This window comes from Pseudoalteromonas gelatinilytica (assembly GCF_001641615.1).
GTDB classification, from domain to species: Bacteria; Pseudomonadota; Gammaproteobacteria; order Enterobacterales; family Alteromonadaceae; genus Pseudoalteromonas; species Pseudoalteromonas gelatinilytica.
Genome location: NZ_LRRU01000002.1, coordinates 15,833 through 40,396, shown reverse-complemented (window position 1 = coordinate 40,396; position 24,564 = coordinate 15,833). Strand labels below are relative to the sequence as shown.

Genomic DNA, 24,564 nt, shown 5'->3' with positions numbered 1-24,564 from the left:
CTAAGGGAAAATTAAGCTCGAGCGAAGTTATTGGAGATATATAGACATGTCTAAAGTATGTCAAGTTACAGGTAAGCGTCCAGCGGTTGGTAACCACCGTTCACACGCGAGAAACGCGACTAAACGTCGTTTCCTACCTAACCTACAAACTCACCGTTTTTGGGTTGAAAGTGAAAAACGTTTTGTAACACTACGCACTACTACTAAAGGTATGCGTATTATCGATAAAAAAGGCATCGACGCGGTTCTTACAGAAATCCGTGCTCGTGGCGAAAAAGTTTAAGGAACTGAATCATGCGCGATAAGATCCGTTTAGTTTCAACTGCTGGTACTGGTTTTTTCTACACTACCGACAAGAACAAGCGTAACATGCCTGAAAAAATGGAAATCAAAAAATACGATCCTAAAGCTCGTAAACACGTGATTTTCAAAGAAGCTAAAATCAAGTAATTTTAGTTTTCAGAATTTCAAAAACCCAGCCTCGGCTGGGTTTTTTGTTTTTAGCGTTTAGAAATTTTTATTAGAGCAGAATATCTAGTTTGGTTTGCTGTTTTATCTTGCTTAATTATCAATCTAAGCGTAAAATGCGCGCTCATTTCGGCTTATTAAATTTAATTCCTTGCCTTAAACCGACTGGCCGAAACGGTAGAAGGCTCTATTAACCGTAAGGAATATCCATGCGTCATTACGAAATCGTATTCATGGTTCACCCTGATCAGAGTGAGCAAGTACCTGGTATGATCGAACGTTATACTGGTTCTATCACTGAAGCTGGTGGTACTATCCACCGTCTTGAAGACTGGGGCCGTCGTCAATTGGCTTACCCAATCGACAAGCTTCACAAAGCTCATTATGTTCTTATGAACGTTGAAGCACCTACTGAAGTAATCAGCGAGCTAGAAACTACTTTCCGCTACAACGATGCAGTGCTTCGTAACTTAGTTATGCGTACTAAAGACGCTGTAACTGAAGCATCTCCTCTTGCGAAAGAAGAGAAGAAAGAAGCACCAGCTGCTTAATCGTTTTGAGTTCAAGCATGGCGCTTGCAGTTGAGACAAAAAGATGAGCCAACCGCTTAATCCTTATATGAATCAGCTGACACTATCTGGGGTTGTTTGTAAAACCCCAAAATATAGTCAAAGCCCTGCTGGTATACCGCATTGTATTTTTGTTCTTGAACATAAATCGATGCAAGTTGAAGCAGACCTTAACCGTAATAGTTATGTCAGGCTTCAAGTTGTTGCCAGCGGCACGCCAATGCAACAACAGACTCAACAATTGCACGTTGGGCAACAAGTGCAAGTGACGGGGTTTTTAAACCGTCACGAAGGCCGAAACGGCTTAAGCCAATTGGTCTTGCATGCTCAACATATAGAAAGAATTTTTTGAGGAATTTTACTCATGGCACGTTATTTCAGACGTCGTAAGTTCTGCCGCTTTAAAGCGGAAGGCGTACAACAAATCGATTATAAAGATCTAGCTACTCTTAGAAACTATGTTACAGAAAGTGGCAAAATCGTACCTAGCCGTATCACAGGTACTAGCGCTAAATATCAGCGTCAGCTAGCAACTGCTATCAAGCGTGCTCGCTACTTAGCCCTTCTTCCATACACTGACTTACATAAGTAAGCAGCGGATTAACAGTTTTTAAAAGGTGTAGAGACATGCAAGTTATTCTACTAGACAAGATCGCAAACCTAGGTGGCCTAGGTGACCAGGTTGTAGTTAAATCTGGCTTCGCACGTAACTTCCTTTTCCCACAAGGTAAGGCAGTTCCTGCAACTAAAGCTAACATCGAAACTTTCGAAGCACGTCGTGCTGATTTAGAAGCTAAGATCGCTGAAGATCTAGCTGCTGCTCAAGCTCGCGCTGACAAGTTAGAAGCATTAGCTGAAGTTACACTAGTTTCTAAAGCTGGTGACGAAGGCAAGTTATTCGGTTCTATCGGTACTCGCGACATCGCTGAAGCTATTTCAGCTGTTGGCGTTGAAGTTGCTAAATCAGAAGTTCGTTTACCTCTAGGTACTATCCGTGAGACTGGCGAATTTGACGTAGCAATCGCAGTACACTCAGACGTATCGGCTACTATCAAAGTAATCGTTATCGCTGAAGCTTAATAGCAATATTAAGTAAAAAAGCCGCGCTTATGTGCGGCTTTTTTGTGCCTGAAATTTATGAATTGTAGCGTTTTGTACCACTATGAGTTCATCGATACTCATTCAATAGTATTGGTTTCTAAATTTAAAACACATAAATACCAATCCTATAATCTTACCTATTTTACAAACAGACGTTCTTTTTTCTTAATTTTATTTTTCTTATTAGTATAATCGAATGAGTAAAAGTAAATTGGTTAAAATTGACACTGACAACGCTGTCATTTATATTGTGCTGGTTAAAAAGTATTAAGGGGTTGAGGTTGAAAAGTGCATTAGTACCACATGGAATGGGTAAACAAACAGGCTTTACATTAGTAGAAATTCTTATCGTGATCGCTATTTTAGGGATTCTGTATAGCGTAGCACTGCCTGCATACACTGAGCACATGCAACGTAGTCGCCGTGCTGATATTCAACAAGAGTTACTGCAATACAGCGCCAGCCTCGAACGTATTTATTCACGAAATGGCGGCTACCCAAATGCATTTGCAACTCAAAATACTGACTATTACACCTTTACTTACACAGCAACAGATAAAGTATCAGGTGCTGTAAGCGATTTTAAAAATCGTGGCTACAGTTTAAAAGCCGCTCCTAAATCGGGCTCGGCGCAAGCAAGTGATCGCTGTGGAGACTTAACCGTTAAACATGATGGTAGTTACAGCGCTTCATTTACTGATTGCTGGGAGTAACACATTTGCGTCGAATTGCAGGGTTTACCTTAATTGAGTTAATGGTTGTGCTGAGTGTTATCGGCATTATGGCAGCTGTGGCTTTTCCGTCTTTTAGCCAACAAATCTTGCAAGATCGCGTCGTAACTACTGCAAATCAGTTAAATAGTGCTTATAAATTTGCACGTAGTGAGGCGGTCAAGCGCGACAAACCTATCAATCTGGTTGTTAATAATAGTAGCTGGCAAGTGACCCTCAACGAGGGGGGCGTAGACACGGTTTTAAAAGAATTTTCGGTCACTAAAAGCGGAGTTACTGTCAACTTAGTCGCATTAGCCATTAGTGCCAGTGGCGAAGTTGATAAACAAGCTGAAATTTTAGTGAAAGATGAACACACAAATACCACAGATTACGTGATGTGTGTGCTTAAAAGTGGCCAAAACTGGTTAGTAGAAAATTCACAGCGAGGATGTGCATGAATAAGCAGGCAGGCTTTTCATTATTAGAAGTGATGATTTCAGTGGTGATCGCTGGCATCGCATTATTAGGCTTGGCGGCAGCGCAGCTAAAATCGCTGCAATATGCAACTAATAGCTTTAATTACACCGTGTCACTCATTCAAGGTCAAAACACCATTGAGCGTTTGTGGCCGCGCATTTGTGAAATTCAAAAAACCAATACCGCACTTTTCCAAGATGCGACGTTTAGAGCTTCGCTCGCGCCGCAAGTGAGTGATTATCAACTGACCATCCCGGCTACTTACAGTGATGATATGCAAATTAATGTGGCTTGGGTTGATAAGCGCATGACAGACAATGCAGAAAATCAAATTAGCCTAAATGCCAGTTTTCCTGATTTAACGGCGGTATGTTCATGAATAAACGCGTTCAGGGTTTTACCTTAGTTGAACTGATGGTGGCATTGGCAGCCGGGGCTTTTTTATTAGCGGGAGTGAGCTTGTCGTACTCAGCGATTAAAAGCACGATTGAGGTGAGTAAAGAGCTGGAAAACGCGCAAGAAGTGATCCGTTATACCAGCAAAGTATTCAACCGCAGCATTAAGCAAACACAACTAACACCGACCATCAGTGCAGATAAAAGCACGATTACCATTACTCAACCTAGCGGGGTGATTGCTTGTGATGGCTCTGCAACAACAGCGCAGGTGGTTGAGGTCTATAGCTTAAATGGCAGTAACTTAATGTGTTCACTTGATGGTGCTGCCTCAGAGCGGTTACTCACAGGTATCGAAACGCTGAGTTTTAGTATCGCTGGTGAACTTGTCACTGTGAGTGTGAAGCCAAATGACTTACCTACGCAGTTTGGTAATGGTATTAACATTGATATTGCCTTAACCAATGCAATATTAGTCAAAGCATACGGAGCTGGCGGTGTCTAACAAGCAAGGTGGTTTTACCCTAATAACAGTGTTGATCTTGACCAGTATGGCCAGCATCGTGGTGCTAAGTTCGCTGCGTGAAAACATTGTTCAAGAGCGCTTAAGTGGTAACTTTCAAAAGAAATTAAACAGTCGCTTAATGGCTGAAAAAGGTGTGTTTGAACAAGCTAAGTTATTACAACAAACCTTGAATGAGGAAGGTGTATTAGCGGTTGAAGATTTGATCAGTAAAACCAGTAATGCATCGGGCTCAGGTGTGATTGCTGATGATGCCATTTTTAATGCCAGTTTAAGTAAGAATGATGCTGGTGAGCTTGAAATTGCAAGCCTTGGTCAACGATTTGATGGTGATGCACAAAGTAATTTAGTCGCCCGTTTTGCTGTACAAGGCGCGAAAGGCAGCTCGATTTTCACTAATGCGATGGTGGGCTGTAAAGGGGTTAATCTGTCGGGGAGTGGTAGTATCGATAGCTACGATTCTAGCAAAGGCACGTACGAAGAAACTAAGTCGAATGATGGTGATGTTTCAACGATTGCTGGCGATTCAGACGTGGTGCTATCAGGTCATTCACCGATTAAGGGTGATGTAAAAGCGACCGGGGTTATCTACTTAAATGGTTCATCACCAATTATTGGTAATATCCATTCAAATACCGGTGTTTATATCTCTCCTGGCAGCGGTTTACGTGTAGACGGTAATGTCTATACCCGAGGTTATTATACCCATCGTGGCGGCACAGTTTCTGGTGTGGTGCGAGCCAATGGGGATGCGAAAATGCAGTGGTCAACATTCATTACGAATAGCCAAGGCGAAGCGCTGGATATAATGTATGGTGGCTCTGGTGATTTTAAAGATACCTACAATAATCAACAAGATGGTGTGCACTACAGTGATAGTAAGTTTAATGTAAACCCGAATGTTGAACCGATTACCGTTGCTGACCCAGCTGCCCCCGATTATGACCCTACAAACCCAGATACCAGTTGCGACCCGTTAATTTTGCCAGAGAAAATGACAGACATCACAGACCAAGTGAGCAGTTATAGTTCTGTTTCGATTGGTCCTACGCAACAATTTAAACTTAATACTGAAAAGGGCTTTTTTAGTAGCGGTGGTAGCCAAGTAATTTTGCCAAGCCTTGCCGATGTTTTCTTGTTTAACTCTAAAGCGCAAAACCAAGCCAATGGCAGTAACAGTAAAGAGTATATTTTTGCACTTGATAGACTCAAGATGACCAGTGACGGCAAAATGGAGGTCTCTGGTGGTGATGTTATTTTACTGATTGATGGCGACTTTTCGATGGAAGGGGATACCAGCCTAACAATTAAAAAAGACAGTAGCTTAACGGTGTTATTAACCGGAAAAGTTAATATTGGCGCAGGCGCAAAAGTTATTACTGAGCAAGAAGGCTTAACCACCAGTGGTCATCCGTCGTTATCATTCTACTCATCATTTAATGGTGTGAATGGGGTGCAGTTTAGTGGTGCTGCGAATTTATATGCAGCTATTTATGCACCTCTGACAACGGTGAAACTATCGGGCAGTGGTGAGCTGTTTGGTAGCGTACGTGGCTCAACAATTACCGCAACAGGGGGCAGTGGTGCTCATTATGATGCGGGTTTACTACAAGTACAAAATGGCGGCACGCCTGCTTCTTCGGCACGTATCGTATTTTTAGGTTGGAGCTACAAAACTGCAGAAACAACTGAAGAAGAAAGCGACGCATCCCCTGCCGAATAACGCAAATCCCCAAATAAAATTGTGTAAGCTCAATTATTTGTAGCTTACACAAAAAAAATTAATTTCATTTAAACCTTTTGAATCCCTCCTTACGTCTAATACACTAAATTCACAACAATAATCATAAAGGACAACATCCAGGATGTTGATAGATGCAGAACAAGCGTTCGCCCAGCAAAGTGAGCATGCCTTGATAGAGCGCGTAAAAAGCGGTGATCAAGCAGCCTATGCAACACTTTATGAGTTGCATGTGAAGCGGGTTTATAGCCTTTGTTTGCGATTACTTGCAGACAAAGAGCACGCCGAAGATGCAACACAAGAAGTGTTTGTACAGTTGTGGCACAAAATCGCGAACTTTGATGGACGCTCACAATTTTCGACTTGGTTACACAGTGTTACCAGCAATATTGCGATTAGCTACATTCGCAAACATAAAAGCTGGTTTCAAAAAGTAGTGAGTTTTGAACAAAGCGGTATGGATGAGCAAAGCGCAGCAGATTGTGACGGCTTTAACGGCCTCGATAAATTAGTACTGAGACTACCTGAGCGAGCACGTATGGTGTTTGTGCTCCATGCCATTGAAGGTTATCGCCATGAAGAGATAGCAAGCATGCTTGATATGGCGGTCGGTTCTAGTAAATCGCAATTTCACCGTGCAAGGCAGTTATTAAAAGAGTGGTATGAAAATGAGTAAGCCAGAATTTGAACAATTTTTAAATGACTCGCTTAACCAGCAGCAAGATATTAGCCCTGATAAAGATCTTTGGCCGGGGATTGAGCGAGCAATTGCAACAGGGCAAACACAGCAAGCTGATAAGCCAACGCATGGTTGGAATAAACTCGCAGCTATCGCCGCTTGTTGTATAGCAGCACTTTTGACCGTACAGCTTTTTGTTGGCCAAGGCGAGTCAAACAGTATGATGGCAATGAGCGATTATTTTACCAAGCAAAAGCAAGGTTTGTTGGTGCAGTATCAAAATCAACCTGCGTTAACCGATAACTGGCAGCAACAACTAAAAGAGTTAGAAGAAGCCGAAAGTGCCATTAAGCAAGCACTTGAGAATGAACCTGAAAACCCGGCTTTATTACAAATGCTATCGCAGATTTATCAGCAACAACTGGACTTAATTAACAAGGTGCATGCACCGAAGTGGCAAACGATTTAGGAGTGACAATTATGAAATTACTAGCCTTAACTTTAGGATTACTGCCACTGATGGCAATGGCAGGACAAACCATTAATGAACAAATTGATGTACCTGCAAATAAACGCATTTTTATTGAAAACCAACGTGGTGATGTTCGCATTGAAGGGTGGGATAAACCACTACTTAAAATCGAAGGTGAGCTTGACGATAAAGCACAAGGCTATCGTTTAGAGGTTGAAGGCAGCCGTGTTGAATTTATCGTAAAAATGCCGCGCAACTTAGGTGGCTGGAATAGTGGTGATGGCTCTCGCTTAACCATTTATATGCCAAAAAGCAGTGAGCTTGAATTTGCTGGGGTGAATGTCACGGTTAGTGCCAAAGAGCTTGAAGCCGGCGCAGAGATCGATACCGTTAACGGTGATATCACAGTGCAAAATATTAGCGGTAACATGAGTTTTGAAACGGTCAATGGTGATGTGAATGCCCACGACCTGAACGGTGATATTCGCTTTGAAACAGTCAATGGTGAAATTAACGATAAGAACTCGCAAGGTGCTTTACGCTTTACCGCGGTGAATGGCGACATTAAGTCAAAGACCAAAGCGCAAGATGTGCGCCTTGAAAACGTAAACGGTGATATCGACTTTGCTTTTGATGCAATTAAAAAACTACGTATCAATACCGTTAACGGTGAAGCTGAAGTTCACATCAGTAAGCTGATTGAAGATGCTAATATTCGTTTTGAATCAGTCAGTGGTGACGCCGAGTTTTACTTCCCAGCTGATGTATCGGCAAAGTTTGAAATTGAAGCTCATGCTAACGGCAAAATCGTTAATGAGCTAAGCGATGACAAAGCAACGAAGGCGAAATACGGCCCATCTAGCGACTTAGAATTTAGTATTAACGGTGGCGATGCTGATATCGAAATGGATACCATTAGCGGACGCATTGAACTTCGTAAACAGAAATAACGATTACAGTTCACTCAATTACAATATTTCACTCAATTACAATAAAGCGGGAAGACTTCCCGCTTATACCAATCGTGTTAAGTTGTTGGTCTTAAATAGCGACAGATAAATGAAGTGATAACAAGGCAGAAATTTTGACATGTAGTTACTCTACTTTAGACATTTCTAACGCAGTTAGCGCTTTATTTAGCACGCTAGAATGACCAAATATTTAAGTCGATTGGTATTAACTATTTGCACAGCCTTAGCAAGTCGATAGAATAGAGCCATTCAATTTAAGTTTTGTGAAGTTATGGCCAAACCAGATAAGCAAGTCGACACGTTAAAAGTTCCTCCCCATTCAATTGAAGCTGAGCAATCTGTTTTAGGTGGTTTAATGCTTGATAATCAAGCGTTTGACCGTGTTGCTGAGTTAGTGGTTGCACAGGATTTTTATACCCGCACCCACAAGCTAATTTTTGAAGCAATGGTGAGCCTTGCTGAAAGTGGCGATCCAATCGATTTGATCACTATTTCTGAGAGCTTAGAGAAAAACAATCAGTTAAGTAGTGTTGGTGGCTTTGCTTACCTTGCTGAAATTGCCAAGAACACACCAAGTGCAGCGAACATTGATGCTTACGCGAATATCGTACGAGAGCGTGCTGTTATTCGTGAAATGATTGGTGTTGCGAACGAAATTGCAGAAGCGGGTTTTAGCCCAGAAGGGCGTACCAGCCATGACCTGCTCGACTTTGCTGAAAGTAAAGTATTCAAAATTGCTGAGCAGCGCAGTAAAAGCACTGAAGGTCCACAAAGCTTACACAGTATCTTAGAAAAAACCGTTGATAAGATTGAAGAGCTTTACCAGTCGCCGCAAGATGGTGTGACCGGCGTAAGTACGGGTTATACCGATCTGGATAAAATGACGGCGGGTATGCAGCCTTCTGACCTTATCATTGTGGCGGCACGTCCATCGATGGGTAAAACGACCTTTGCGATGAACTTAGCCGAACACGCTGCGATGACACAAGATAAGCCAGTACTCATTTACTCACTAGAGATGCCTTCAGAGCAAATCATGATGAGGATGCTGGCATCACTAGGTCGTATTAACCAAACTAAGGTGCGTACCGGTCAGCTTGATGATGATGATTGGGCACGTCTATCGTCAACCATGGGCTTGTTGATGGAAAAAGGTAAAATGTATGTGGATGATGCATCAGGCCTAACACCAACGGATGTGCGCTCGCGTGCACGTCGTATTGCCCGCGACCATGGCGGTATTAGTATGATCATGGTTGACTACTTGCAGTTAATGCGTGTGCCAAGCTTATCAGATAACCGTACCTTAGAGATTGCTGAAATATCTCGTTCATTAAAAGCACTGGCAAAAGAGCTGCAGTGTCCGGTTATTGCACTATCGCAGCTTAACCGTACCCTAGAGCAACGTGCTGATAAACGCCCAATCAACTCCGACTTACGTGAATCAGGCTCAATCGAGCAGGATGCCGACTTAATCATGTTTATTTACCGTGATGAAGTGTATAACGAAGACAGTACAGAAAAAGGCGTGGCCGAAATCATCATTGGTAAACAGCGTAACGGTCCAATCGGTAAAGTACGCTTAACGTTCCAAGGTCAATTCTCGCGTTTTGATAACTACGCGGGCCCAGCGATAGACGACGAATACTAATGCGCTTAGCCATTGCCGAAATCAACCTACAAGCACTCGCTCATAATTTAGCGCAAGTGAAACGCTTTGCGCCTGGTTGTAAAGTTATGGCGGTGCTAAAAGCCAACGCCTATGGCCATGGCTTAGTAAAAATTGCCCAATACTTAAATGATGCCGACGCTTTTGCGGTTGCACGTATTGACGAAGCATTAGCACTGCGTGCTGGCGGACTGACAAAACCGATTGTGTTGCTTGAAGGCTTTTTTCATCAAGACGATTTACCGATCTTGCTTGCCAATAACTTTCAAACCATTATTCACGATGAAAATCAGCTGACAACGCTTGAAAACACAAGCCTTGATGCACCAATTGCATGCTGGTTAAAAGTGAATACGGGTATGCATCGACTGGGTATTGCTCCTTCGCAATTCGAGTCTTTCTACAATCGCTTAAAAGCAAGCCCAAATGCCCGTGATGACATTAAGTTAATGACGCATTTCTCGTGCGCCGACGACATCAATGATGAAAAAACAGCCCAGCAAATAGCCTTATTTGACTCACTAGCGAGTGGCAAGACAGAGCAACATTGCCTTGCAAACTCTGCTGGCATTATTGCCTGGCCAAAAGGTCATGGTGAGTGGGTGCGCCCAGGATTGATGCTGTATGGTGTATCGCCTATGCTCAACGGTGTTGGTCAACAACATGGCTTAGAACCTGTTATGCGTTTAAAAACGCGTGTTATCGCAATACGCGATGTCGATGCTGAACAGTGTGTTGGCTATGGTGGGCGTTGGCATAGCGATAAACCGACTAAGCTTGCAGTGGTTGCGATGGGCTATGGGGATGGTTATCCACGCCATGCCGAGCAGGGCACACCTGTGGTTATCAAATCACAACGCTATGGTATTGTTGGCAGTGTAGCGATGGATATGATCACGGTGGATATTGGTGATAACCGCGACAACATCAAGGTTGGTGACGAGGTGATCATGTGGGGGCCAGAGCTTCCCGTTGAAGAGATTGCCCAGTGCGCAACAACCATTCCGTACGAGTTACTGTGTAATATCACCCCACGAGTAAGTTACGAGTATCAAGAGTAACTTTGTTACTCTTTAATAAAATACACGTCACTGAATCCCATTCGTGCGAATTCTTGATCACGAAAGTTACGTACTGCCGCAGAGCCTTTTGAAGTCATTTCGACTTGCTGTTCCATCTTTAAATAATTCGTTAAATCAATGCCTTCAGCCGCTGCGATTGCATGGTACATATCGCGGTATTTATCTTTTGCAAAATTGATTTCGCGAGGCTGGTTTTTAAATTTGTAAGTGATGCGGCGTGCCATAATGAATCCTCAATGTTTATCGGGGCTGATTTTACACTAAAAAATAGCCATAGCCATGACTTGTTAGTACAAGCGGGTTACAATGCAATACTTTTCAAAGACTCGGTAACTCATAATGAAACTTTCAGTAGAGATCAGTAAGTACCCACTACATCAAGACTACATTCCGTTTATCAAAGGCTTTATTGACCGTGTAAACAGTTACGAAGGGCTTAAAGTGATCACCAATACCTTATCTACTCAGATTTTTGGTGACTATGATTTAGTGATGTCTGTACTTAATACTGAAATCAAACGTTCTTATGAAGAGTTTGGTAAAGCTATTTTTGTCTGTAAATTCTTACATGGTGACTTGTCGCCTAGCGAAGACTAAACCCTAAAGTAGCGCGTGTTATGGAATTTTTGAGCGAAACCTTCTCAGGCTTTACTGCCATGTCGCATTGGGAATATATTGCCGTTGCCTTATCGATGGCGTATTTATTGTTAGCGATTAAAGAAAGCTTATGGTGTTGGCCAGCCGCGTTTGTCAGCACCTTTATTTATACCGTAATGTACTGGAATGGCGCACTGTTGATGGAGTCGCTCCTTAATTTTTACTACATGTATATGGCGGTATATGGTTGGGTGGTTTGGCGCAGGGGAATGAACAATAAAGATCATCTGCCCATTATTTCATGGTCGTTAAAGCGCCATGCAGTGATTTTGCTTGCCACCTCACTGGCCTCAGTTGCCATTGGTTTTGTGATGACCAATTACACTCACGCAGATTTTGCTTATTTAGATAGTTTTACCACCTGTTTTGCGGTGGTGACAACCTACCTTGTTGCCAAGAAGGTGCTGGAAAACTGGTTGTACTGGATTGTAATTGATGCAGCGTCTATGTATCTATACTTTGAAAAAGGGTATTACCCAACCTTAGTACTTTTCGTGTTTTACACCATTATGGCCGCGTGGGGCTTTAAAACTTGGTATGAAGAATACGAGCAGCATCAGGCTAAGCCGCTTGCACAGCTATAGATGAAGACAGAGCAACAAATCCACGCGCTCTTTACGCGCTTCAACTCACGTTTAGTGATTACTTCAATCAGCCCGCTGGTTGAGGGGCTAAGCAATGATAACTACCTAGTTAAAACAGCAAGCCAAGATTTTTTGGTTAAGCACTATCGCGACCACTGGCCGGCGATTGGTCTTGCAGCGCAAGCGCATTTTGCAAAGCAAAGCTGCTGCCCAGCCCCACTTTGGTTAGAGCAAGCAGCCGATACGGCTATTTTCGAATACGTGGCAGGCAGCATTGCCAGCGGTGATTTTTGTAGTAGCTTATTGCCCGACTTAGTTAATTTACATCGTTATCCTGTGCTAACCGAGCCGATGGATATTGCCTACGAAATTAACTACTACCAGCAAACAGCGCGTTATCAGCAACATGCTGAGCTAATTAAGCAGTCTCTGGCTTATATTGCTTCAGCGCCTAAAGACATGGGTTTTTGTCATAATGATTTAGTGAAAGAAAATATCATTGTGAATGAGACGGGTATGTTTTTAATCGACTTTGAATATGCCAAAAGTAACGATGTTTACTTCGACTTAGCTGCGCTGGTGGTGAGCTTTACGTTAAATGATGAGCAGCAACTAGTGTTGCTTGAACGCTATCAAGCATTAGTGTGCGAACATCACGAATTTAACTTATCAGTTGAAAAGCTCGCAGCGTTTCATGCGCTGTTTTTACTTTTATGTATTTGTTGGTACGAACAACGTGGTGCAATGGATAAAGTGGCGCCACTGCTTACACAGCTTGACCACTTTATAGAAAAAGTTAAAAATTAAAGACCGCCAATTCGTTCGGCAAGTTCTTTATATTTTTTTACGTCTTCTGGATCAAACAAAGGCTCACCTTTGTCATCTTGTGATTTCGAGATCAGTAAATGTTCGCGAGCGAGTCGTTTTACGCGTTCGACTTTTACACCTAAAAACTCCGCGACTTGCTCTGTAGACATTAAACTCATGATCAAATTCCCCTTACATGGCAATGACTGCCACCTTGTTATTAATTTTATTAAGTATACGTTAATACATTGGTTCTGCACTAATGTGAAGCATTTTAATGCAAATTGCTGAATTTGTGCGCATATAAAGGCCTCGACGCTAGCATTTAGTGCAAGATGCCATTATCATTGCCGGGTTGTCATGCTGATATCGCGAGTCAGTATTGATGACGACAAATGTGCTCTCGTGGTGAAATGGATATCACGTGGCCCTCCGGAGGCTAAGTTGCAGGTTCGATCCCTGCCGAGAGCGCCATTTGCTCTTCACGTTAATATCTTCTAAGCTCGATTTATTCCTTTAGCAATCTCAAAAAGCCAATGACTTATCAACCCATCGCCTGTGGTGACTACGATAAATACGAATTATGGTGCATGCATAACTCCTTTTTACGCATTTCCTTAGACTCTGGTGAACAGTTAGAAGGTAAGGCAGAGACCTTGAAGATATTGAACCCCAATGGTGAGCACCTGATTTTGGCAACAAAAAAAGGCGAACATGCCGTCCGCCTTGATTTAATTAAAAAGGTTGTCGAGTTATAGCCACTTCTTATTTTTAAAGTAAATGCCAATCCCAACGGTGAGCACCACCAAGAAAATAATAAATAAGCTAAATGCGTAAGGGCTTTCAGTGCCCGGAATACCGCCTACGTTTACACCTAGTAAGCCAGTTAAAAAGCCAAGTGGTAAAAACAGTGCAGCAACCACCGACATCACATACATGCGCTGGTTTAGTTGCTCAGACACTTGGCTAGTAATCGCTTGTTGAATAATTTGCGCGCGTTCAATTGAGCTATCTAGCTCTTCTAAGTAGCGGATCAACATATTGGTTGTTTCGTTTAGGCGTGCTTTATCCTCTTCATCTAACCACTTATATTTATTGTTTAATAAAGTGATAAGGGCTTCTTTCTGTGGTCTTAAATAACGTTTTAACGCGATTGTTTGGCGGCGAATTTGCGCTAATGATTGATGATCAAAGCCTTTGTTTGGCTCGTCAATTTCATCTTCAAAACCATCGAGTGTGTCATCTAAACTGTCGATAACAGCTTGCATACGTGAGGTTAGGTTTTGCGCCAATTGGCATACTAATTCAGAGATTGAGCAAGGACCATTGCTGCCATCAAATGATTCAACAACATCCTGCACGGATAGCAAACGGCGCTTACGTGTTGTGATCAGAATGTTTTCATTGATGAATAAACGCAACGAGACCATATCTTCAGGACTTTGTGCTGGATTTAAGTTAACCCCACGTAAAAACAGCATGTTACCATTAGTGACCTTGGTCAGACGCGGGCGTGTTTCATCGGCAATCAGAGATTCAAGCTCGTAATCAGTTAATAAGTTACTTTGCTCAAGCCATGCAACGGCTTCAGCTTGGCTGTAATCCATGTGCACCCAAAGTTTACCGTGCTCAGGTTGCCAATTTTGCAGCTCAGTACTATTTTCTATAGCACGTGCGCCGCCTTGTTCGTCTAAAATTAAGACATGAAGTAACCCATTGATCATATTGAACTCTCGTTTTACAAATAGTGCGATATAGTTGATTATAGTTTAGCCTACGTCAATTAAATCGATTTATCGAGGGGATAAATTATTTTCGTTGGTGTTTCTAGCTCTGTAGCGTATAAGACACTTTTTTAAAGAGGGCACATTAATGAGCGCAAAAATTATTGTTGGCTGGCGAGAATGGCTTGGCCTGCCTGAACTGGGAATAGAAAAAATCAAAGCAAAAGTTGATACTGGGGCAAGAACTTCATGCATTCATGCTTTTGACATTGAGGAATTTTCAGAAAATGGCGAAACATGGGTGAAATTTACTACCCATCCTCTGCAAGAAGATGTAGAAACAACGGTAGAGTGCCGTGCCAAAGTGGTTGAGCGTAAATACGTGACCAGTTCAAGCGGTCAGCGTGAACTTCGCTACTTTATCGAAACAAAATTAGTCGCAGGTGACCAAAGCTGGCCTGTAAGGGTAACTTTAAGTAACCGTTCAACAATGAAGTTTAGAATGTTGTTAGGGCGTACAGCAATGGAAAATCGCATAGTCGTTGACCCGGCTTTATCTCATTTATTATAGGAAAAAGACTTTCACACGTTGCTACGTGTGTGAGTTTATCAGTTAAGGTTTTTAACTATGAAACTTGGTATTTTATCTCGCAACCAAAATTTATATTCAACACGTCGCTTAATCGAAGCTGCAGAGCAACGTGGCCACGAAGTGAAAGTAATTGATGCACTTCGTTGTTATATGAACATCAACTCAGAGCAACCAGAAATTCACTACCGCGGTGAAAATTTAAAAGATTTTGATGCCATCGTACCGCGCATCGGTTCGTCGGTGACTTTCTATGGCTGTGCGGTTTTACGTCAGTTTGAAATGATGGGTGTATTCCCAGTGAATGAATCGGTCGCTATTAGCCGCTCTCGTGACAAGTTACGTTCATTACAATTATTGTCACGTAAAGGCGTAGGTATGCCAGTGACAGGCTTTGCGAGTAAGCCTGATGACGTTAAAGACTTATTAAGCATGGTAGGCGGCACGCCAGTCGTTATTAAACTACTTGAAGGTACGCAAGGTATCGGTGTGGTATTAGCGGAAACACGTAAAGCAGCAGAAAGCGTAATTGAAGCGTTTATGGGTTTAAAAGCGAATATCATGGTGCAAGAGTACATCAAAGAAGCCGGTGGTGCAGACATTCGTTGTTTCGTTTTAGGTGACAAAGTAATTGCTGCTATGAAGCGTCAAGCGCAAGAAGGTGAATTCCGCTCTAACTTACACCGTGGTGGTAGCGCGACGTTGGTTCGTATTACTCCTGAAGAAAGAAGAACGGCGGTTGCAGCTGCTAAAGCAATGGGCTTAAACGTGGCAGGTGTTGATTTACTTCGCTCTGCACGTGGTCCATTGGTGATGGAAGTTAACTCATCACCAGGCCTAGAAGGTATTGAAGTGGCAACTGGTAAAGATATTGCTGGCATGATCGTTGAGTTTATTGAAAAAACAGCGGCATCAAAAAGAACAGCAACGCGTGGTAAAGGCTAGGCCTTTTGGTATAAGCGCTCTATTAAAAGGAACAGTGCGTGGCTAAGGTTAAGAAAAATACATCGTTTTCAATTTTAGGTGATACGGTGGGAGTTGGTGAACGTAAGACATTTGCGATTGAAGCTGCCAAGCTTTATACCCACTCGCCGTTGAATATTCCTATTGAAGTGGTAAATGGTGTGCAGCAAGGACCTGTATTAATGGTGTGTGCTGCAATTCATGGTGACGAGCTCAATGGTGTTGAGGTTGTTAGGCAATTGCTGGCTAAAATCGAGCCAGAGCAATTGCGCGGTACTATTATTGCGGTGCCGATTGTGAATGTGTTTGGTTTTATTCATAAGTCACGCTACTTACCTGACCGACGTGATATGAACCGTAGTTTTCCGGGTTCAACCCGTGGTTCATTAGCTGGGCGTATGGCCAATGCCTTTTTCTCGCAAGTTGCAGTGCATTGTACGCACATTATTGATTTACACACTGGTGCAATTCACCGTACGAACTTGCCGCAAATTCGTGCTAATTTGAGCGACCCTGCAACAGCAGCCATGGCGAAAGCGTTTGGCACCCCTGCGGTGATTGATGCGTCACTTCGTAATGGTTCATTACGCAGTGAAGCGGCCAATTTAGGAATACCCGTTATTACCTATGAAGCCGGTGAAGCGCTTCGCTTTGACCCAATTGCGATTGCTGCAGGTGTGCAAGGTGTTGATTATGTCATGCGTCATTTAAAAATGGTGCGTGGTAAGCGCGCTAAGAAACTGCCAGAGCCAGTGATTGCAAGCTCGACGAGCTGGATACGTGCCGAAGTTGACGGCATTGTTCGTGCACAAGTATCACTGGGTGAGCGAGTGATGAAAGGGCAGGTTTTAGCGTATATTAGCAGCCCGCTTGGCGATGCTGAGCTTGAACTACTCGCGCCGCGCAGTGGTATTGTGATTGGTCAACAAACCATGCCGCTTGTAAACGAGGGGGATGCTGTATTCCATCTTGCTTACTTTGCTCATGCAAATAGTATTGTAGAGCAGCAACTTGAAAACTTTATTGATGAAATAAGCGATATTGAAGACGAGTTAAAAACCGCAGATTTAAATAACTAGTACCATCTTGTGTTATTAAAAAAGCCAAACTATCTGTTTGGCTTTTTTGTATCCGCTCCTCCTGATCTATTACTTGACCTTAGAGTAAGTACAAGGTTTATAGTTCTTTTACTTACTTAATAGTTGTCGATTAACGAACAGATCAAAGATGAAAATATTTCTATTTTACACAGGTTTATTAACGCTTGTTATTTCACTTACGCACGGCTTTTTTACAGAGCAAAGTGTTGTTCACATTGTGTTATTTCACCCTTTAGTCATTTTATTTAGTTTTATATTAATCGCCTATGGGAGCAGAAAAAAAACACCCTTTTAACTGCTCTTTGCGTTAATTTTAAGCGGCTATTTTTTTGGACCTAAAATGCGCTTTATGGTTGGCGCTTTAGTCGCTGTTGGTGGGTTCTTTAACACCATTACAGGGCGGGTAACAAAGATGTTGTTTGGGTAAATGACCTTGTGGCCATCAACATGCTCAAGCACGACGTTCATCAAGCCCATTTCTATAATGCGGCCTTCTAAGAAGTTTGCACCGTCAATTACTCTCACCCAAAAACCAACGCGACAATCGTTTTGAATAAACATTAGCAAGAAGGCTGTTAGGTTACTTAGCAACGACCAAGCAGCAAAAAGCGCGACACCCAGCATAGCAAAAATGGACGAGCCAAGTACTAATAATCCTCGTAGCTCAATACCCCAAAAAACCAGCACTAAACACAGCATAACAATGGCAAGAATGATATTGAGTAACAGCTCAGCGCGGTATTCACGATGTGGATCCGCTTTGCCTTTAATTGCTTTTAACAGCAGTTTTTTGGTGGTTTTACGAAGCAGCGGGTAAAGCAAAATCGCGATAATAGTCACGATTAAGTGGTATTGCTCGTTAAAGAATTCGACGAAGTCCAAAAGGGTTCCTAAGTTAATATTTTATGTTTTGATTTTAGCTTTTTAGCTTAACAATAACACCACTTTAAAAGGTATTTTTAACCGTTACTAGCCATTGCACTGAGTCTATGTCGTCATCTTGTTTATTAATGGGTGCGGCAATATCTAGGTGAATAACCGTACCGGCATTGGCGCGGCTTGGCGCTAAGCGAAGGCCTACACCCACATTTTGTAGTACGTTACCATTGGCGCCATTATCTTTGTCGTTATACCAAGCTCTACCAATATCATAAAACGCGGCCCCACCGACTTTAAACAATTGCAGTAAGTCATATTCCCAGTAGTAGCGTTTCTCTAAAGTCACTAAAAAGCTACGGTCGCCTACTTGATAGTCAAGCGGGTAACCACGTAGACCATTCTCACCACCAATAGTGAGTTGTTTATCAGCAGTGAGATTTTCAGCATACTCAAGACGTACTTTAGCGTACCAGCTTTGTCTTAGTGTGGTATTGAGATAATACTGTAGCTGTGTGCTGGCAAATAGGTTTTCGACATCATCGATTTCTTCATTCCAGTAGCCATCAAGGTCTGCCTTAAAGCGCCATAACTGGTTATCCCCCGAGTAATGTGCTTTTGATAAAGATAACGAATAAATAGTACGGCTGGCATCGTCACTAAAATCTTTGCTTGAATAACCGAGTAAGGCATGGATATTCCAACCCAGGTTTAAATCTTCTGTACGGTAGATGCTATCAAAGTTTCTGACTTTAACGTAATGATCCTCAAACCACTGGCCACTAACATAAGGGTAACTTAGCGTTCTATCTTCAGCGATGGGGAAGCGCGTGAATGGTGTCTCTTTAAAGGTTTCTTCGCGGTTTTCGATGCCAAGCTTAATACGCTGGGTCCAATTATTACCAAGTTGTGATGAGTGACCGAAGTAAGCGCGGTTTAATAAGGTTTTTTGCTCAAACTCGCTAACTACATCGCCGCGATAGTAAAGTGATTCTCGGCGCTGATCTGAGTAACTCGTTGCGCCATAACTGTAGGGCGTATCAATCGAGAAAAATGGGTAGCTCACATCAATATAATGACGTTTGCCATCGTCGTTGTCTGAATATTCTAAGCGGCCTTGATAGCGGCTAGAGAATATATGCGGGTCATCATACACAAACAGGTAACCTGTGCGGTCTGCATCTCGAGTACGGGTAAACGATACCCGTTTACCCCAACCTAAAAAGTTAGATTCGCGAAATCCGATACTCGACTCATTCTTACCACCACTGCGGCTAAAGCTGATTTCAGGCAGTAAGGTCCACAGATCACGCGTAATGACTTTTACATGTACGTTGCCATCACAATCGAGCTTTGCGTTGATACGCGCATCATATAAGTAGCCTTGTTTACGCAGTAATCGTTCTGACTCAAGTAATTTACGTGGATTATAAATTTCACCTTCTTCGAACAATAAAACGCTGTGTATTACCTCTGGTTCAGTGGTCATATGAGCGCGATTAGCAAAGCGGAACAAAAAGTTATTCTCTTCTTCAAGCTCAGTGTTAAAGACGTTTAGTTGTTCAAGTTCAATAGTGGCTATTTTGCGATTATTAGCGGCATCGGGTAGGGGATTATCGGCATCGAGCTGTCGGCGTAGGTTATTATCTTGTGATTTAAGCGTACGTTGGTTTTGACAATAATTACTATCGTCAGTAAACAACTGCTCTGCATGAACATTAGCTGCCATGCAGATTGGCAATAATGTTATTAACCTTGCAACAAAGTGCGACTGCTTAAATCCCATTTACACCCTTAGTTGAGTATGTCCTGTGCAACTACTACATACTAAGCGTGGAAGAAAGTCTAGCTTATTATTGTAATTGCGCGACCAAATATTGTTGAAGTTGCGGTAATGCAGCACTGGCTTCGATGCCCTCAGCATTAATCCAAATACTTTCACTGTAATGTTCAAAGTTTAGATTAAAACTATGATCTGTAAAGTGAAAGCGTAATTGGTGGCGATCAGCACCGGCATCAAAGTCGGCCGTAGTTATGGCTGGAGCGTGTAAGAAAAGCGTCGCCCAAAGCTCAAAGTCTTCATCGTGTGGAAGCTCGCTTGGTATTACAAGGATGATGGCATGTTCGGCATCATATTTGAGTTCAGTCATAGCAGTCCTAATTAGCGGCTAAGTAGTCGCGAATGGCGTTTAAAAACGGCGCGCCGTACTTGTTAAGTTTGGTAAAGCCAACACCCGACACTTTTAAAAACTCACTGTCGTTGGTTGGCATGAGCTGCGCCATTTCAGCAAGGGTTTTATCATTGAATACCACATAAGGTGGTACATCATCGGCATCGGCCAGTTCTTTACGTAAGGCACGTAATTTCGCAAACAGCTTTTTATCGTAATTAAACTGAGCGAGTTTATCTTGGTAAACGTGCTTAGCTTGTAAGCGAGGTTCAGCAAGCTGCAGTGCATATTCACTTTTAAGTACCGCTCGGGCGGCTTCGGTTAAGCGTAATGATGAACCTTGGGTAATATCTTGGCTCAATAATCCTTGATGGATGAGTTGCCTTAAAATACTGAGCCAGAATTCCACACTGTGCTCTTTACCTATGCCATAGGTGCTGAGCTGGTGGTGATTGTTATCACGAATACGGCTCGTGTTTGCGCCGCGCAGTAACTCAACAATATAACCAATCCCAAAACGTTGCTCAGCACGATACACACACGACAAGGCTTGTTGTGCGACAAGCGTGCCATCAAAGCTGGTGGGTGGGTTTAAGCAAATATCACAGTTACCACAGGTTTCGCGCTTATATTCACTAAAATAATTGAGCAAGATTTGTCTGCGGCATGTTTGTGCTTCGGCGAAGCTTGCCATGGCATTAAAGCGCTGTTCTTCAACACGACGACGTTGCTCGTCTTCAATGTCTTCAAAAAAGCGGCGTACGCGGCCTATGTCTGCTGGATCAAAATACATAATCGCTTCAGCTGCCAAGCCATCACGACCAGCACGGCCGGTTTCTTGGTAATAGGCTTCGATACTTTTTGGAATATCGTAATGCACCACAAAACGTACGTTTGGTTTATTAATTCCCATGCCAAAGGCCACAGTCGCAACCACAATTTGAATATCGTCACGGGCAAAGCCTGTTTGCACAAACTGTCGTTGTTCATTACTCATACCCGCATGGTAGGCGGCAGCATTGAACCCTGCGTCAGCAAGTTTTTCAGCGACATCATCAACCCGTTTACGGCTGGTGCAATAGATAATACCACTTTGATTTTGCTGTTCTTTTAAATAACGAAGTAGCTGCACCATAGGTTTAAATTTTTCTTCGATGGTGTAACGAATGTTCGGTCTATCGAAGCTGCCAGTGTGCACGTAAGGATGGTTAAGCTGTAGCTGCTCAATTATATCGTAACGAGTTGCTTTATCTGCTGTTGCTGTGAGTGCCATCATAGGCACATGCATAAAGCGTTGCTTTAACTCGTTGAGTCGACAGTAATGTGGCCTAAAGTCATGACCCCAATGCGACACACAGTGGGCTTCATCAATCGCAAAAAGTGCGAGCTTAAGGTGGCTCAAGCGCTCTAAAAATTCGTGTTGCAGTACTTTTTCTGGTGCTACATATAACAGCTTTATTTGCCCATAATGCAATTGCTGATAGACAGCTTGTTGCTCTTCAAAAGGCAGGCTGTTATTGATGTACGCCGCTTGTACGCCGAGCGCTCTTAGTTGAGCTACTTGGTCTTGCATTAAAGAAATAAGCGGCGAGATAACCACAGTTACACCATCGAGGATCAAAGCGGGTACTTGATAGCATAATGATTTGCCTCCACCGGTTGGTAGAAGAACAAGCGAGTCTTGTCCGTCTAGCGCAGCGGCTATAATCGCTTCTTGGCCATCACGAAAATCCTTGTAACCAAACACTTGTTTGAGTACAGCTTGTGGTGATCGAATGGGTGTGTTGGACGTTGCGGTATTGGTATTCATCGCCGAGCATTTTAGTGGTTTTTTATAGCGATGTCTTTAGCAATATACACAAACGACCTCAAGATGCAGAATTCAGCGTTTCACAGGTGCTTAATATCAAGGCGTTAGTTTGCAACAATGGCAGTCCCTTTTAAGAAGTAAATACATGGGTTTATTTAGCGCGTTTTGGTTGCGTCACTGCAGAGGGGGCGTAAAATAGCGTTTTTAAACTATAAAGCCAAACTTATGCCTACCAACATTGAGCAGCGAAAAGGCGTCATTTTCGCGTGTTTAGCCTTTTTTATGTGGGGTCTTGCACCCATCTACTTTAAGCTTTTACAGCAGATATCTGCGTTTGAAATCTTAATGCACCGTGTTATTTGGTCGGTGTTATTTTTACTTCTTATTATTGCCGCTCGTCATCAATGGCAACGTATTCGAGTTGTGCTTGGGCAACCTAAATTGTTACTGATGCTGGTGATCACAGCAAGCTTACTCGGCTTTAATTGGGGGTTATTTATTTGGGCAGTGAACAATAACCACATGCTCGATGCCAGTTTAGGTTATTACATCAACCCATTACTCAATGTATTGCTTGGTATGTTGTTTTTAGGTGAGCGACTGCGTAAATGGCAAGGCGTTGCGGTTGGTCTAGCGCTTTGTGGTGTGTTGCTACAGCTAGTGAGCTTTGGTTCATTCCCTGTGGTTGCTTTCTCATTAGCAGGATCGTTTGCTATTTATGGGTTACTACGTAAAAAGTTACCAATCGAATCATTGCCAGGGTTATTGCTTGAAGCACTTATTTTATTGCCCGTTGCGCTTATTTACTGGTGGTTGATGGCACCTTCTGCAAGCTCTGATTTAACCGCGAATGATTGGCATATTAACGTGTTACTCATTAGTGCTGGTGTGGTGACGACCTTACCGCTGTTATGTTTTACCGGTGCAGCAAAACGCCTTCAGTACAGTACATTAGGCTTTTTTCAGTACATTGGCCCAAGCTTAATGTTTATGCTTGCGGTGGCGTTTTACGGTGAGGTATTTGATGCTGAGCGTGTTGTTACGTTTGCGTGTATTTGGAGTGCTTTGGCATTATTCAGCTGGGATTCGTACCGTCAAAGTCGTAAGCAACGTAAAGCGAAAATAGAGGCGGTAACTAAGCCTGTATAGGCTTAGTTTACTAATTTGTTTCGACCTGACTCTTTTGCTTGATAAAGCTTTAAATCGGCCTGTTTTATTAGTTCATCTAAACTGTAAACAGGCCCATTATGAAAACCAATCGACAACGTAAACTTAATACGGTCTTTACTGAACTCAGGGCTGTGTTTTTCAACAAATAAGCGGAATTTTTCTAAACGCTGCAACGATTCATTGGCGTCTTGATCAGCAAAATACACGGCAAACTCTTCACCACCAAAGCGGCCTACTAAGTTTTCTTCAAAATACTTTGCCATACATTGCGATAAGCCTTTAAGCACTTCATCACCGGCATCATGACCATAGTTATCATTAATCGATTTAAAGTAGTCAATATCAATCATGGCTAGCGAAACCGAGGTATTTGCCAATTTAGCGGCTTTTAAGTGGCTGTTTGCTTCACCAAAGAAATAGCGGCGGTTGGGAAGTTTTGTGAGGTAATCCGTGTTAGCTTGTAAACGAATGGTCTTGATGTTTTCAAGCATGTCGACGTTTTGGCTTAGCCGGCAATAAAACTCTTCATTGTTAAATGGCTTTCGAAGGTAATCGTCTGCGCCTGATTTTAAAAAGCGCGTTGAAAGGTGCAAGGTATCGTAAGCCGAAATACCAATCACGGCTTTTTCATCGTTTGAGTATAAACGACGAATTTCGACACACAGCTCATCACCATTCATATTTGGCATTTCATTGTCAGTGATGATCACCGAAATTTTGGGGTTTTCTGCCAGAACTTTTAAAGCATCAATACCATCAACGGCTTCGAGAGTTTGGTATTTGTGCCGAGTTAATAAGTTACATATATGATGGCGTGTTGCCGCTGAATCATCGACGACCAATACCAATATTTGCTCGTTACGAGGTAAGCGAGCGAGTTGCTTTTCTAAATATTGATAGGCTTGTTTATTTTCTTTGGTGATGTAGTCAATGATGGGGTGTTTCTCAACGATGTTACGCGTTGTTTCGTCAAGGTTACCGGTCATTACGATGGTAGGAATGTCAGCTGCAATCGTGCAGGGCACTGCTTCACCGGTTGGTGCATCAGGAAGAATAAAGTCAACCACGGCGCAAAAATAGCTGTGCTTGCTAATTAGCTCTTTTGCTTCGGCTAAAGAACCTGCGATATCAGCTTCATAGCCAACTTTTTGCGCGATATGTTTTTGCACTCGCGCAATGGTTGGCGTATCTTCAATTATTAATATTCTTCGAGTCACAACGTGCCTTGTAATAACTTATTGGCGAAACAAAAG

The 24,564-nt window shown here is 42.7% G+C and carries 32 protein-coding genes and 1 tRNA gene; 25 read left to right on the top strand and 8 right to left on the bottom strand.

Annotation, left to right across the window (positions count from 1 at the left end; all coding sequences use genetic code 11):
* The first annotated feature begins 46 nt into the window (after positions 1 to 46).
* The 16 genes from rpmB to alr all read left to right on the top strand — a co-directional run bounded on the left by rpmB (position 47) and on the right by alr (position 10,839).
* On the top strand, positions 47 to 283 hold the full coding sequence (rpmB, locus tag NH153_RS00245) for a 50S ribosomal protein L28 (RefSeq protein WP_036973115.1): 237 nt from the start codon (positions 47 to 49) through the stop codon (positions 281 to 283).
* An 11-nt stretch (positions 284 to 294) separates the two neighbouring features.
* Entirely contained in the window at positions 295 to 450 is a 156-nt protein-coding gene (gene rpmG / locus NH153_RS00240; protein WP_022946036.1) for a 50S ribosomal protein L33, read from the top strand.
* A gap of 227 nt (positions 451 to 677) precedes the next feature.
* Positions 678 to 1,019 (top strand): 30S ribosomal protein S6, encoded by a 342-nt coding sequence (rpsF, locus tag NH153_RS00235; RefSeq protein ID WP_036973113.1) that lies wholly within the window; start codon positions 678 to 680, stop codon positions 1,017 to 1,019.
* 67 nt (positions 1,020 to 1,086) lie between these two features.
* Positions 1,087 to 1,389, top strand: coding sequence for a primosomal replication protein N (gene priB, locus NH153_RS00230; RefSeq protein WP_036973732.1), 303 nt, complete (start codon positions 1,087 to 1,089; stop codon positions 1,387 to 1,389).
* A gap of 12 nt (positions 1,390 to 1,401) precedes the next feature.
* A complete protein-coding gene (gene rpsR, locus NH153_RS00225) occupies positions 1,402 to 1,629 on the top strand; it encodes a 30S ribosomal protein S18 (RefSeq protein ID WP_002962753.1) in 228 nt (75 codons plus the stop codon).
* Positions 1,630 to 1,664: 35 nt separating this feature from the next.
* On the top strand, positions 1,665 to 2,117 hold the full coding sequence (gene rplI / locus NH153_RS00220) for a 50S ribosomal protein L9 (protein WP_054554192.1): 453 nt from the start codon (positions 1,665 to 1,667) through the stop codon (positions 2,115 to 2,117).
* A gap of 302 nt (positions 2,118 to 2,419) precedes the next feature.
* Positions 2,420 to 2,851 (top strand): type IV pilin protein, encoded by a 432-nt coding sequence (locus NH153_RS00215; RefSeq protein WP_325050858.1) that lies wholly within the window; start codon positions 2,420 to 2,422, stop codon positions 2,849 to 2,851.
* Positions 2,852 to 2,856: 5 nt separating this feature from the next.
* Positions 2,857 to 3,309 (top strand): GspH/FimT family pseudopilin, encoded by a 453-nt coding sequence (locus NH153_RS00210; RefSeq protein ID WP_082873944.1) that lies wholly within the window; start codon positions 2,857 to 2,859, stop codon positions 3,307 to 3,309.
* Positions 3,306 to 3,707 (top strand): type IV pilus modification PilV family protein, encoded by a 402-nt coding sequence (locus NH153_RS00205; protein ID WP_063699823.1) that lies wholly within the window; start codon positions 3,306 to 3,308, stop codon positions 3,705 to 3,707. Before NH153_RS00210 ends, NH153_RS00205 begins: the two co-directional genes overlap by 4 nt.
* On the top strand, positions 3,704 to 4,228 hold the full coding sequence (locus NH153_RS00200) for a prepilin-type N-terminal cleavage/methylation domain-containing protein (protein WP_138624924.1): 525 nt from the start codon (positions 3,704 to 3,706) through the stop codon (positions 4,226 to 4,228). The genes NH153_RS00205 and NH153_RS00200 overlap by 4 nt, the downstream gene beginning before the upstream one ends.
* Entirely contained in the window at positions 4,221 to 5,969 is a 1,749-nt protein-coding gene (locus NH153_RS00195; protein ID WP_240494340.1) for a DUF7305 domain-containing protein, read from the top strand. The genes NH153_RS00200 and NH153_RS00195 overlap by 8 nt, the downstream gene beginning before the upstream one ends.
* 142 nt (positions 5,970 to 6,111) lie before the next feature.
* Complete coding sequence (locus NH153_RS00190) at positions 6,112 to 6,663, top strand: RNA polymerase sigma factor (RefSeq protein WP_054554197.1); 552 nt, start codon at positions 6,112 to 6,114, stop codon at positions 6,661 to 6,663.
* A complete protein-coding gene (locus NH153_RS00185; protein WP_082873943.1) occupies positions 6,650 to 7,135 on the top strand; it encodes a hypothetical protein in 486 nt (161 codons plus the stop codon). The genes NH153_RS00190 and NH153_RS00185 overlap by 14 nt, the downstream gene beginning before the upstream one ends.
* An 11-nt stretch (positions 7,136 to 7,146) precedes the next feature.
* Complete coding sequence (locus NH153_RS00180; protein WP_063699819.1) at positions 7,147 to 8,088, top strand: DUF4097 family beta strand repeat-containing protein; 942 nt, start codon at positions 7,147 to 7,149, stop codon at positions 8,086 to 8,088.
* Positions 8,089 to 8,380: 292 nt separating this feature from the next.
* The gene (dnaB, locus tag NH153_RS00175; RefSeq protein WP_063699817.1) at positions 8,381 to 9,760 is read left to right on the top strand and encodes a replicative DNA helicase; all 1,380 of its coding nucleotides are present in this window, start codon (positions 8,381 to 8,383) and stop codon (positions 9,758 to 9,760) included.
* Complete coding sequence (alr, locus tag NH153_RS00170; RefSeq protein ID WP_063699815.1) at positions 9,760 to 10,839, top strand: alanine racemase; 1,080 nt, start codon at positions 9,760 to 9,762, stop codon at positions 10,837 to 10,839. The genes dnaB and alr overlap by 1 nt, the downstream gene beginning before the upstream one ends.
* A 5-nt stretch (positions 10,840 to 10,844) precedes the next feature.
* On the opposite strand, the gene NH153_RS00165 is transcribed toward alr, so the two are convergent.
* Positions 10,845 to 11,084, bottom strand: coding sequence for a DUF2960 domain-containing protein (locus NH153_RS00165; RefSeq protein ID WP_054554201.1), 240 nt, complete (start codon positions 11,082 to 11,084; stop codon positions 10,845 to 10,847).
* A gap of 115 nt (positions 11,085 to 11,199) precedes the next feature.
* Here NH153_RS00165 and NH153_RS00160 point away from each other — a divergent pair, with 115 nt between their 5' ends.
* The 3 genes from NH153_RS00160 to NH153_RS00150 are packed head-to-tail and all read left to right on the top strand — an operon-like array spanning position 11,200 to position 12,908.
* Positions 11,200 to 11,457: a YkoF family thiamine/hydroxymethylpyrimidine-binding protein gene (locus NH153_RS00160; RefSeq protein WP_054563401.1), complete on the top strand. Its 258-nt coding sequence runs from the start codon at positions 11,200 to 11,202 to the stop codon at positions 11,455 to 11,457.
* A 20-nt stretch (positions 11,458 to 11,477) separates the two neighbouring features.
* Positions 11,478 to 12,101: a nicotinamide riboside transporter PnuC gene (pnuC, locus tag NH153_RS00155; RefSeq protein ID WP_058583797.1), complete on the top strand. Its 624-nt coding sequence runs from the start codon at positions 11,478 to 11,480 to the stop codon at positions 12,099 to 12,101.
* Complete coding sequence (locus NH153_RS00150; protein WP_063699813.1) at positions 12,102 to 12,908, top strand: phosphotransferase family protein; 807 nt, start codon at positions 12,102 to 12,104, stop codon at positions 12,906 to 12,908.
* On the opposite strand, the gene NH153_RS00145 is transcribed toward NH153_RS00150, so the two are convergent.
* A complete protein-coding gene (locus NH153_RS00145; protein WP_054563404.1) occupies positions 12,905 to 13,087 on the bottom strand; it encodes a helix-turn-helix domain-containing protein in 183 nt (60 codons plus the stop codon). The two genes, NH153_RS00150 and NH153_RS00145, sit on opposite strands and share 4 nt — an antisense overlap.
* 220 nt (positions 13,088 to 13,307) lie before the next feature.
* Here NH153_RS00145 and NH153_RS00140 point away from each other — a divergent pair.
* Together NH153_RS00140 and NH153_RS00135 are read left to right on the top strand one after the other, a co-directional pair.
* Positions 13,308 to 13,382: transfer RNA gene (locus NH153_RS00140), tRNA-Arg, on the top strand.
* Between the two features lie 62 nt (positions 13,383 to 13,444).
* Entirely contained in the window at positions 13,445 to 13,666 is a 222-nt protein-coding gene (locus NH153_RS00135; RefSeq protein WP_063699811.1) for a Rho-binding antiterminator, read from the top strand.
* Here NH153_RS00135 and NH153_RS00130 read toward each other — a convergent pair.
* Positions 13,661 to 14,632: a zinc transporter ZntB gene (locus NH153_RS00130; RefSeq protein WP_063699808.1), complete on the bottom strand. Its 972-nt coding sequence runs from the start codon at positions 14,630 to 14,632 to the stop codon at positions 13,661 to 13,663. The two genes, NH153_RS00135 and NH153_RS00130, sit on opposite strands and share 6 nt — an antisense overlap.
* Before the next feature lie 148 nt (positions 14,633 to 14,780).
* Here NH153_RS00130 and NH153_RS00125 point away from each other — a divergent pair, with 148 nt between their 5' ends.
* Genes NH153_RS00125 through NH153_RS00115 form a run of 3 tightly spaced genes read left to right on the top strand, consistent with a single transcriptional unit; the run spans position 14,781 to position 17,263 of the window.
* Entirely contained in the window at positions 14,781 to 15,203 is a 423-nt protein-coding gene (locus NH153_RS00125) for an ATP-dependent zinc protease family protein (RefSeq protein WP_063699806.1), read from the top strand.
* Positions 15,204 to 15,260: 57 nt separating this feature from the next.
* On the top strand, positions 15,261 to 16,166 hold the full coding sequence (gene rimK / locus NH153_RS00120; RefSeq protein ID WP_063699803.1) for a 30S ribosomal protein S6--L-glutamate ligase: 906 nt from the start codon (positions 15,261 to 15,263) through the stop codon (positions 16,164 to 16,166).
* A 38-nt stretch (positions 16,167 to 16,204) separates the two neighbouring features.
* Complete coding sequence (locus tag NH153_RS00115) at positions 16,205 to 17,263, top strand: succinylglutamate desuccinylase/aspartoacylase family protein (RefSeq protein WP_063699801.1); 1,059 nt, start codon at positions 16,205 to 16,207, stop codon at positions 17,261 to 17,263.
* A gap of 342 nt (positions 17,264 to 17,605) precedes the next feature.
* Here NH153_RS00115 and NH153_RS00110 read toward each other — a convergent pair whose 3' ends face one another.
* The 4 genes from NH153_RS00110 to recQ all read right to left on the bottom strand — a co-directional run bounded on the left by NH153_RS00110 (position 17,606) and on the right by recQ (position 22,141).
* The gene (locus tag NH153_RS00110; RefSeq protein ID WP_105174932.1) at positions 17,606 to 18,166 is read right to left on the bottom strand and encodes a mechanosensitive ion channel domain-containing protein; all 561 of its coding nucleotides are present in this window, start codon (positions 18,164 to 18,166) and stop codon (positions 17,606 to 17,608) included.
* A gap of 64 nt (positions 18,167 to 18,230) precedes the next feature.
* Positions 18,231 to 19,889: a BamA/TamA family outer membrane protein gene (locus NH153_RS00105; protein WP_082873942.1), complete on the bottom strand. Its 1,659-nt coding sequence runs from the start codon at positions 19,887 to 19,889 to the stop codon at positions 18,231 to 18,233.
* A 124-nt stretch (positions 19,890 to 20,013) separates the two neighbouring features.
* Entirely contained in the window at positions 20,014 to 20,310 is a 297-nt protein-coding gene (locus NH153_RS00100) for a DUF3630 family protein (RefSeq protein ID WP_063699797.1), read from the bottom strand.
* Between the two features lie 7 nt (positions 20,311 to 20,317).
* Positions 20,318 to 22,141, bottom strand: coding sequence for a DNA helicase RecQ (gene recQ, locus NH153_RS00095; protein WP_063699795.1), 1,824 nt, complete (start codon positions 22,139 to 22,141; stop codon positions 20,318 to 20,320).
* A 225-nt stretch (positions 22,142 to 22,366) separates the two neighbouring features.
* Between recQ and rarD the strand changes: the two genes are divergently transcribed.
* The gene (rarD, locus tag NH153_RS00090; RefSeq protein WP_063699792.1) at positions 22,367 to 23,290 is read left to right on the top strand and encodes an EamA family transporter RarD; all 924 of its coding nucleotides are present in this window, start codon (positions 22,367 to 22,369) and stop codon (positions 23,288 to 23,290) included.
* A gap of 2 nt (positions 23,291 to 23,292) precedes the next feature.
* Here the strand turns inward: rarD and NH153_RS00085 are convergent, their stop codons facing one another.
* Positions 23,293 to 24,528, bottom strand: a complete 1,236-nt coding sequence (locus NH153_RS00085) for a GGDEF domain-containing response regulator (RefSeq protein WP_063699790.1) — start codon at positions 24,526 to 24,528, stop codon at positions 23,293 to 23,295.
* Positions 24,529 to 24,564 lie beyond the last annotated feature (36 nt).

Excerpts from the sequence above, each read along its gene's own strand:
- NH153_RS00160 (WP_054563401.1), top strand. The coding sequence starts at position 11,200 with ATGAAACTTTCAGTAGAGATCAGTAAGTACCCACTACATCAAGACTAC.
- NH153_RS00105 (WP_082873942.1), bottom strand. The coding sequence starts at position 19,889 with ATGGCAGCTAATGTTCATGCAGAGCAGTTGTTTACTGACGATAGTAAT.
- NH153_RS00200 (WP_138624924.1), top strand. The coding sequence starts at position 3,704 with ATGAATAAACGCGTTCAGGGTTTTACCTTAGTTGAACTGATGGTGGCA.
- NH153_RS00125 (WP_063699806.1), top strand. The coding sequence starts at position 14,781 with ATGAGCGCAAAAATTATTGTTGGCTGGCGAGAATGGCTTGGCCTGCCT.
- recQ (WP_063699795.1), bottom strand. The coding sequence starts at position 22,141 with ATGAATACCAATACCGCAACGTCCAACACACCCATTCGATCACCACAA.
- rpsF (WP_036973113.1), top strand. The coding sequence starts at position 678 with ATGCGTCATTACGAAATCGTATTCATGGTTCACCCTGATCAGAGTGAG.
- NH153_RS00190 (WP_054554197.1), top strand. The coding sequence starts at position 6,112 with ATGTTGATAGATGCAGAACAAGCGTTCGCCCAGCAAAGTGAGCATGCC.
- NH153_RS00130 (WP_063699808.1), bottom strand. The coding sequence starts at position 14,632 with ATGATCAATGGGTTACTTCATGTCTTAATTTTAGACGAACAAGGCGGC.
- NH153_RS00180 (WP_063699819.1), top strand. The coding sequence starts at position 7,147 with ATGAAATTACTAGCCTTAACTTTAGGATTACTGCCACTGATGGCAATG.
- rpmG (WP_022946036.1), top strand. The coding sequence starts at position 295 with ATGCGCGATAAGATCCGTTTAGTTTCAACTGCTGGTACTGGTTTTTTC.
- dnaB (WP_063699817.1), top strand. The coding sequence starts at position 8,381 with ATGGCCAAACCAGATAAGCAAGTCGACACGTTAAAAGTTCCTCCCCAT.
- priB (WP_036973732.1), top strand. The coding sequence starts at position 1,087 with ATGAATCAGCTGACACTATCTGGGGTTGTTTGTAAAACCCCAAAATAT.
- NH153_RS00100 (WP_063699797.1), bottom strand. The coding sequence starts at position 20,310 with ATGACTGAACTCAAATATGATGCCGAACATGCCATCATCCTTGTAATA.
- NH153_RS00205 (WP_063699823.1), top strand. The coding sequence starts at position 3,306 with ATGAATAAGCAGGCAGGCTTTTCATTATTAGAAGTGATGATTTCAGTG.
- NH153_RS00135 (WP_063699811.1), top strand. The coding sequence starts at position 13,445 with ATGACTTATCAACCCATCGCCTGTGGTGACTACGATAAATACGAATTA.
- pnuC (WP_058583797.1), top strand. The coding sequence starts at position 11,478 with ATGGAATTTTTGAGCGAAACCTTCTCAGGCTTTACTGCCATGTCGCAT.
- rimK (WP_063699803.1), top strand. The coding sequence starts at position 15,261 with ATGAAACTTGGTATTTTATCTCGCAACCAAAATTTATATTCAACACGT.
- NH153_RS00150 (WP_063699813.1), top strand. The coding sequence starts at position 12,102 with ATGAAGACAGAGCAACAAATCCACGCGCTCTTTACGCGCTTCAACTCA.
- rplI (WP_054554192.1), top strand. The coding sequence starts at position 1,665 with ATGCAAGTTATTCTACTAGACAAGATCGCAAACCTAGGTGGCCTAGGT.
- NH153_RS00185 (WP_082873943.1), top strand. The coding sequence starts at position 6,650 with ATGAAAATGAGTAAGCCAGAATTTGAACAATTTTTAAATGACTCGCTT.
- rarD (WP_063699792.1), top strand. The coding sequence starts at position 22,367 with ATGCCTACCAACATTGAGCAGCGAAAAGGCGTCATTTTCGCGTGTTTA.
- rpsR (WP_002962753.1), top strand. The coding sequence starts at position 1,402 with ATGGCACGTTATTTCAGACGTCGTAAGTTCTGCCGCTTTAAAGCGGAA.
- alr (WP_063699815.1), top strand. The coding sequence starts at position 9,760 with ATGCGCTTAGCCATTGCCGAAATCAACCTACAAGCACTCGCTCATAAT.
- NH153_RS00145 (WP_054563404.1), bottom strand. The coding sequence starts at position 13,087 with ATGAGTTTAATGTCTACAGAGCAAGTCGCGGAGTTTTTAGGTGTAAAA.
- rpmB (WP_036973115.1), top strand. The coding sequence starts at position 47 with ATGTCTAAAGTATGTCAAGTTACAGGTAAGCGTCCAGCGGTTGGTAAC.
- NH153_RS00165 (WP_054554201.1), bottom strand. The coding sequence starts at position 11,084 with ATGGCACGCCGCATCACTTACAAATTTAAAAACCAGCCTCGCGAAATC.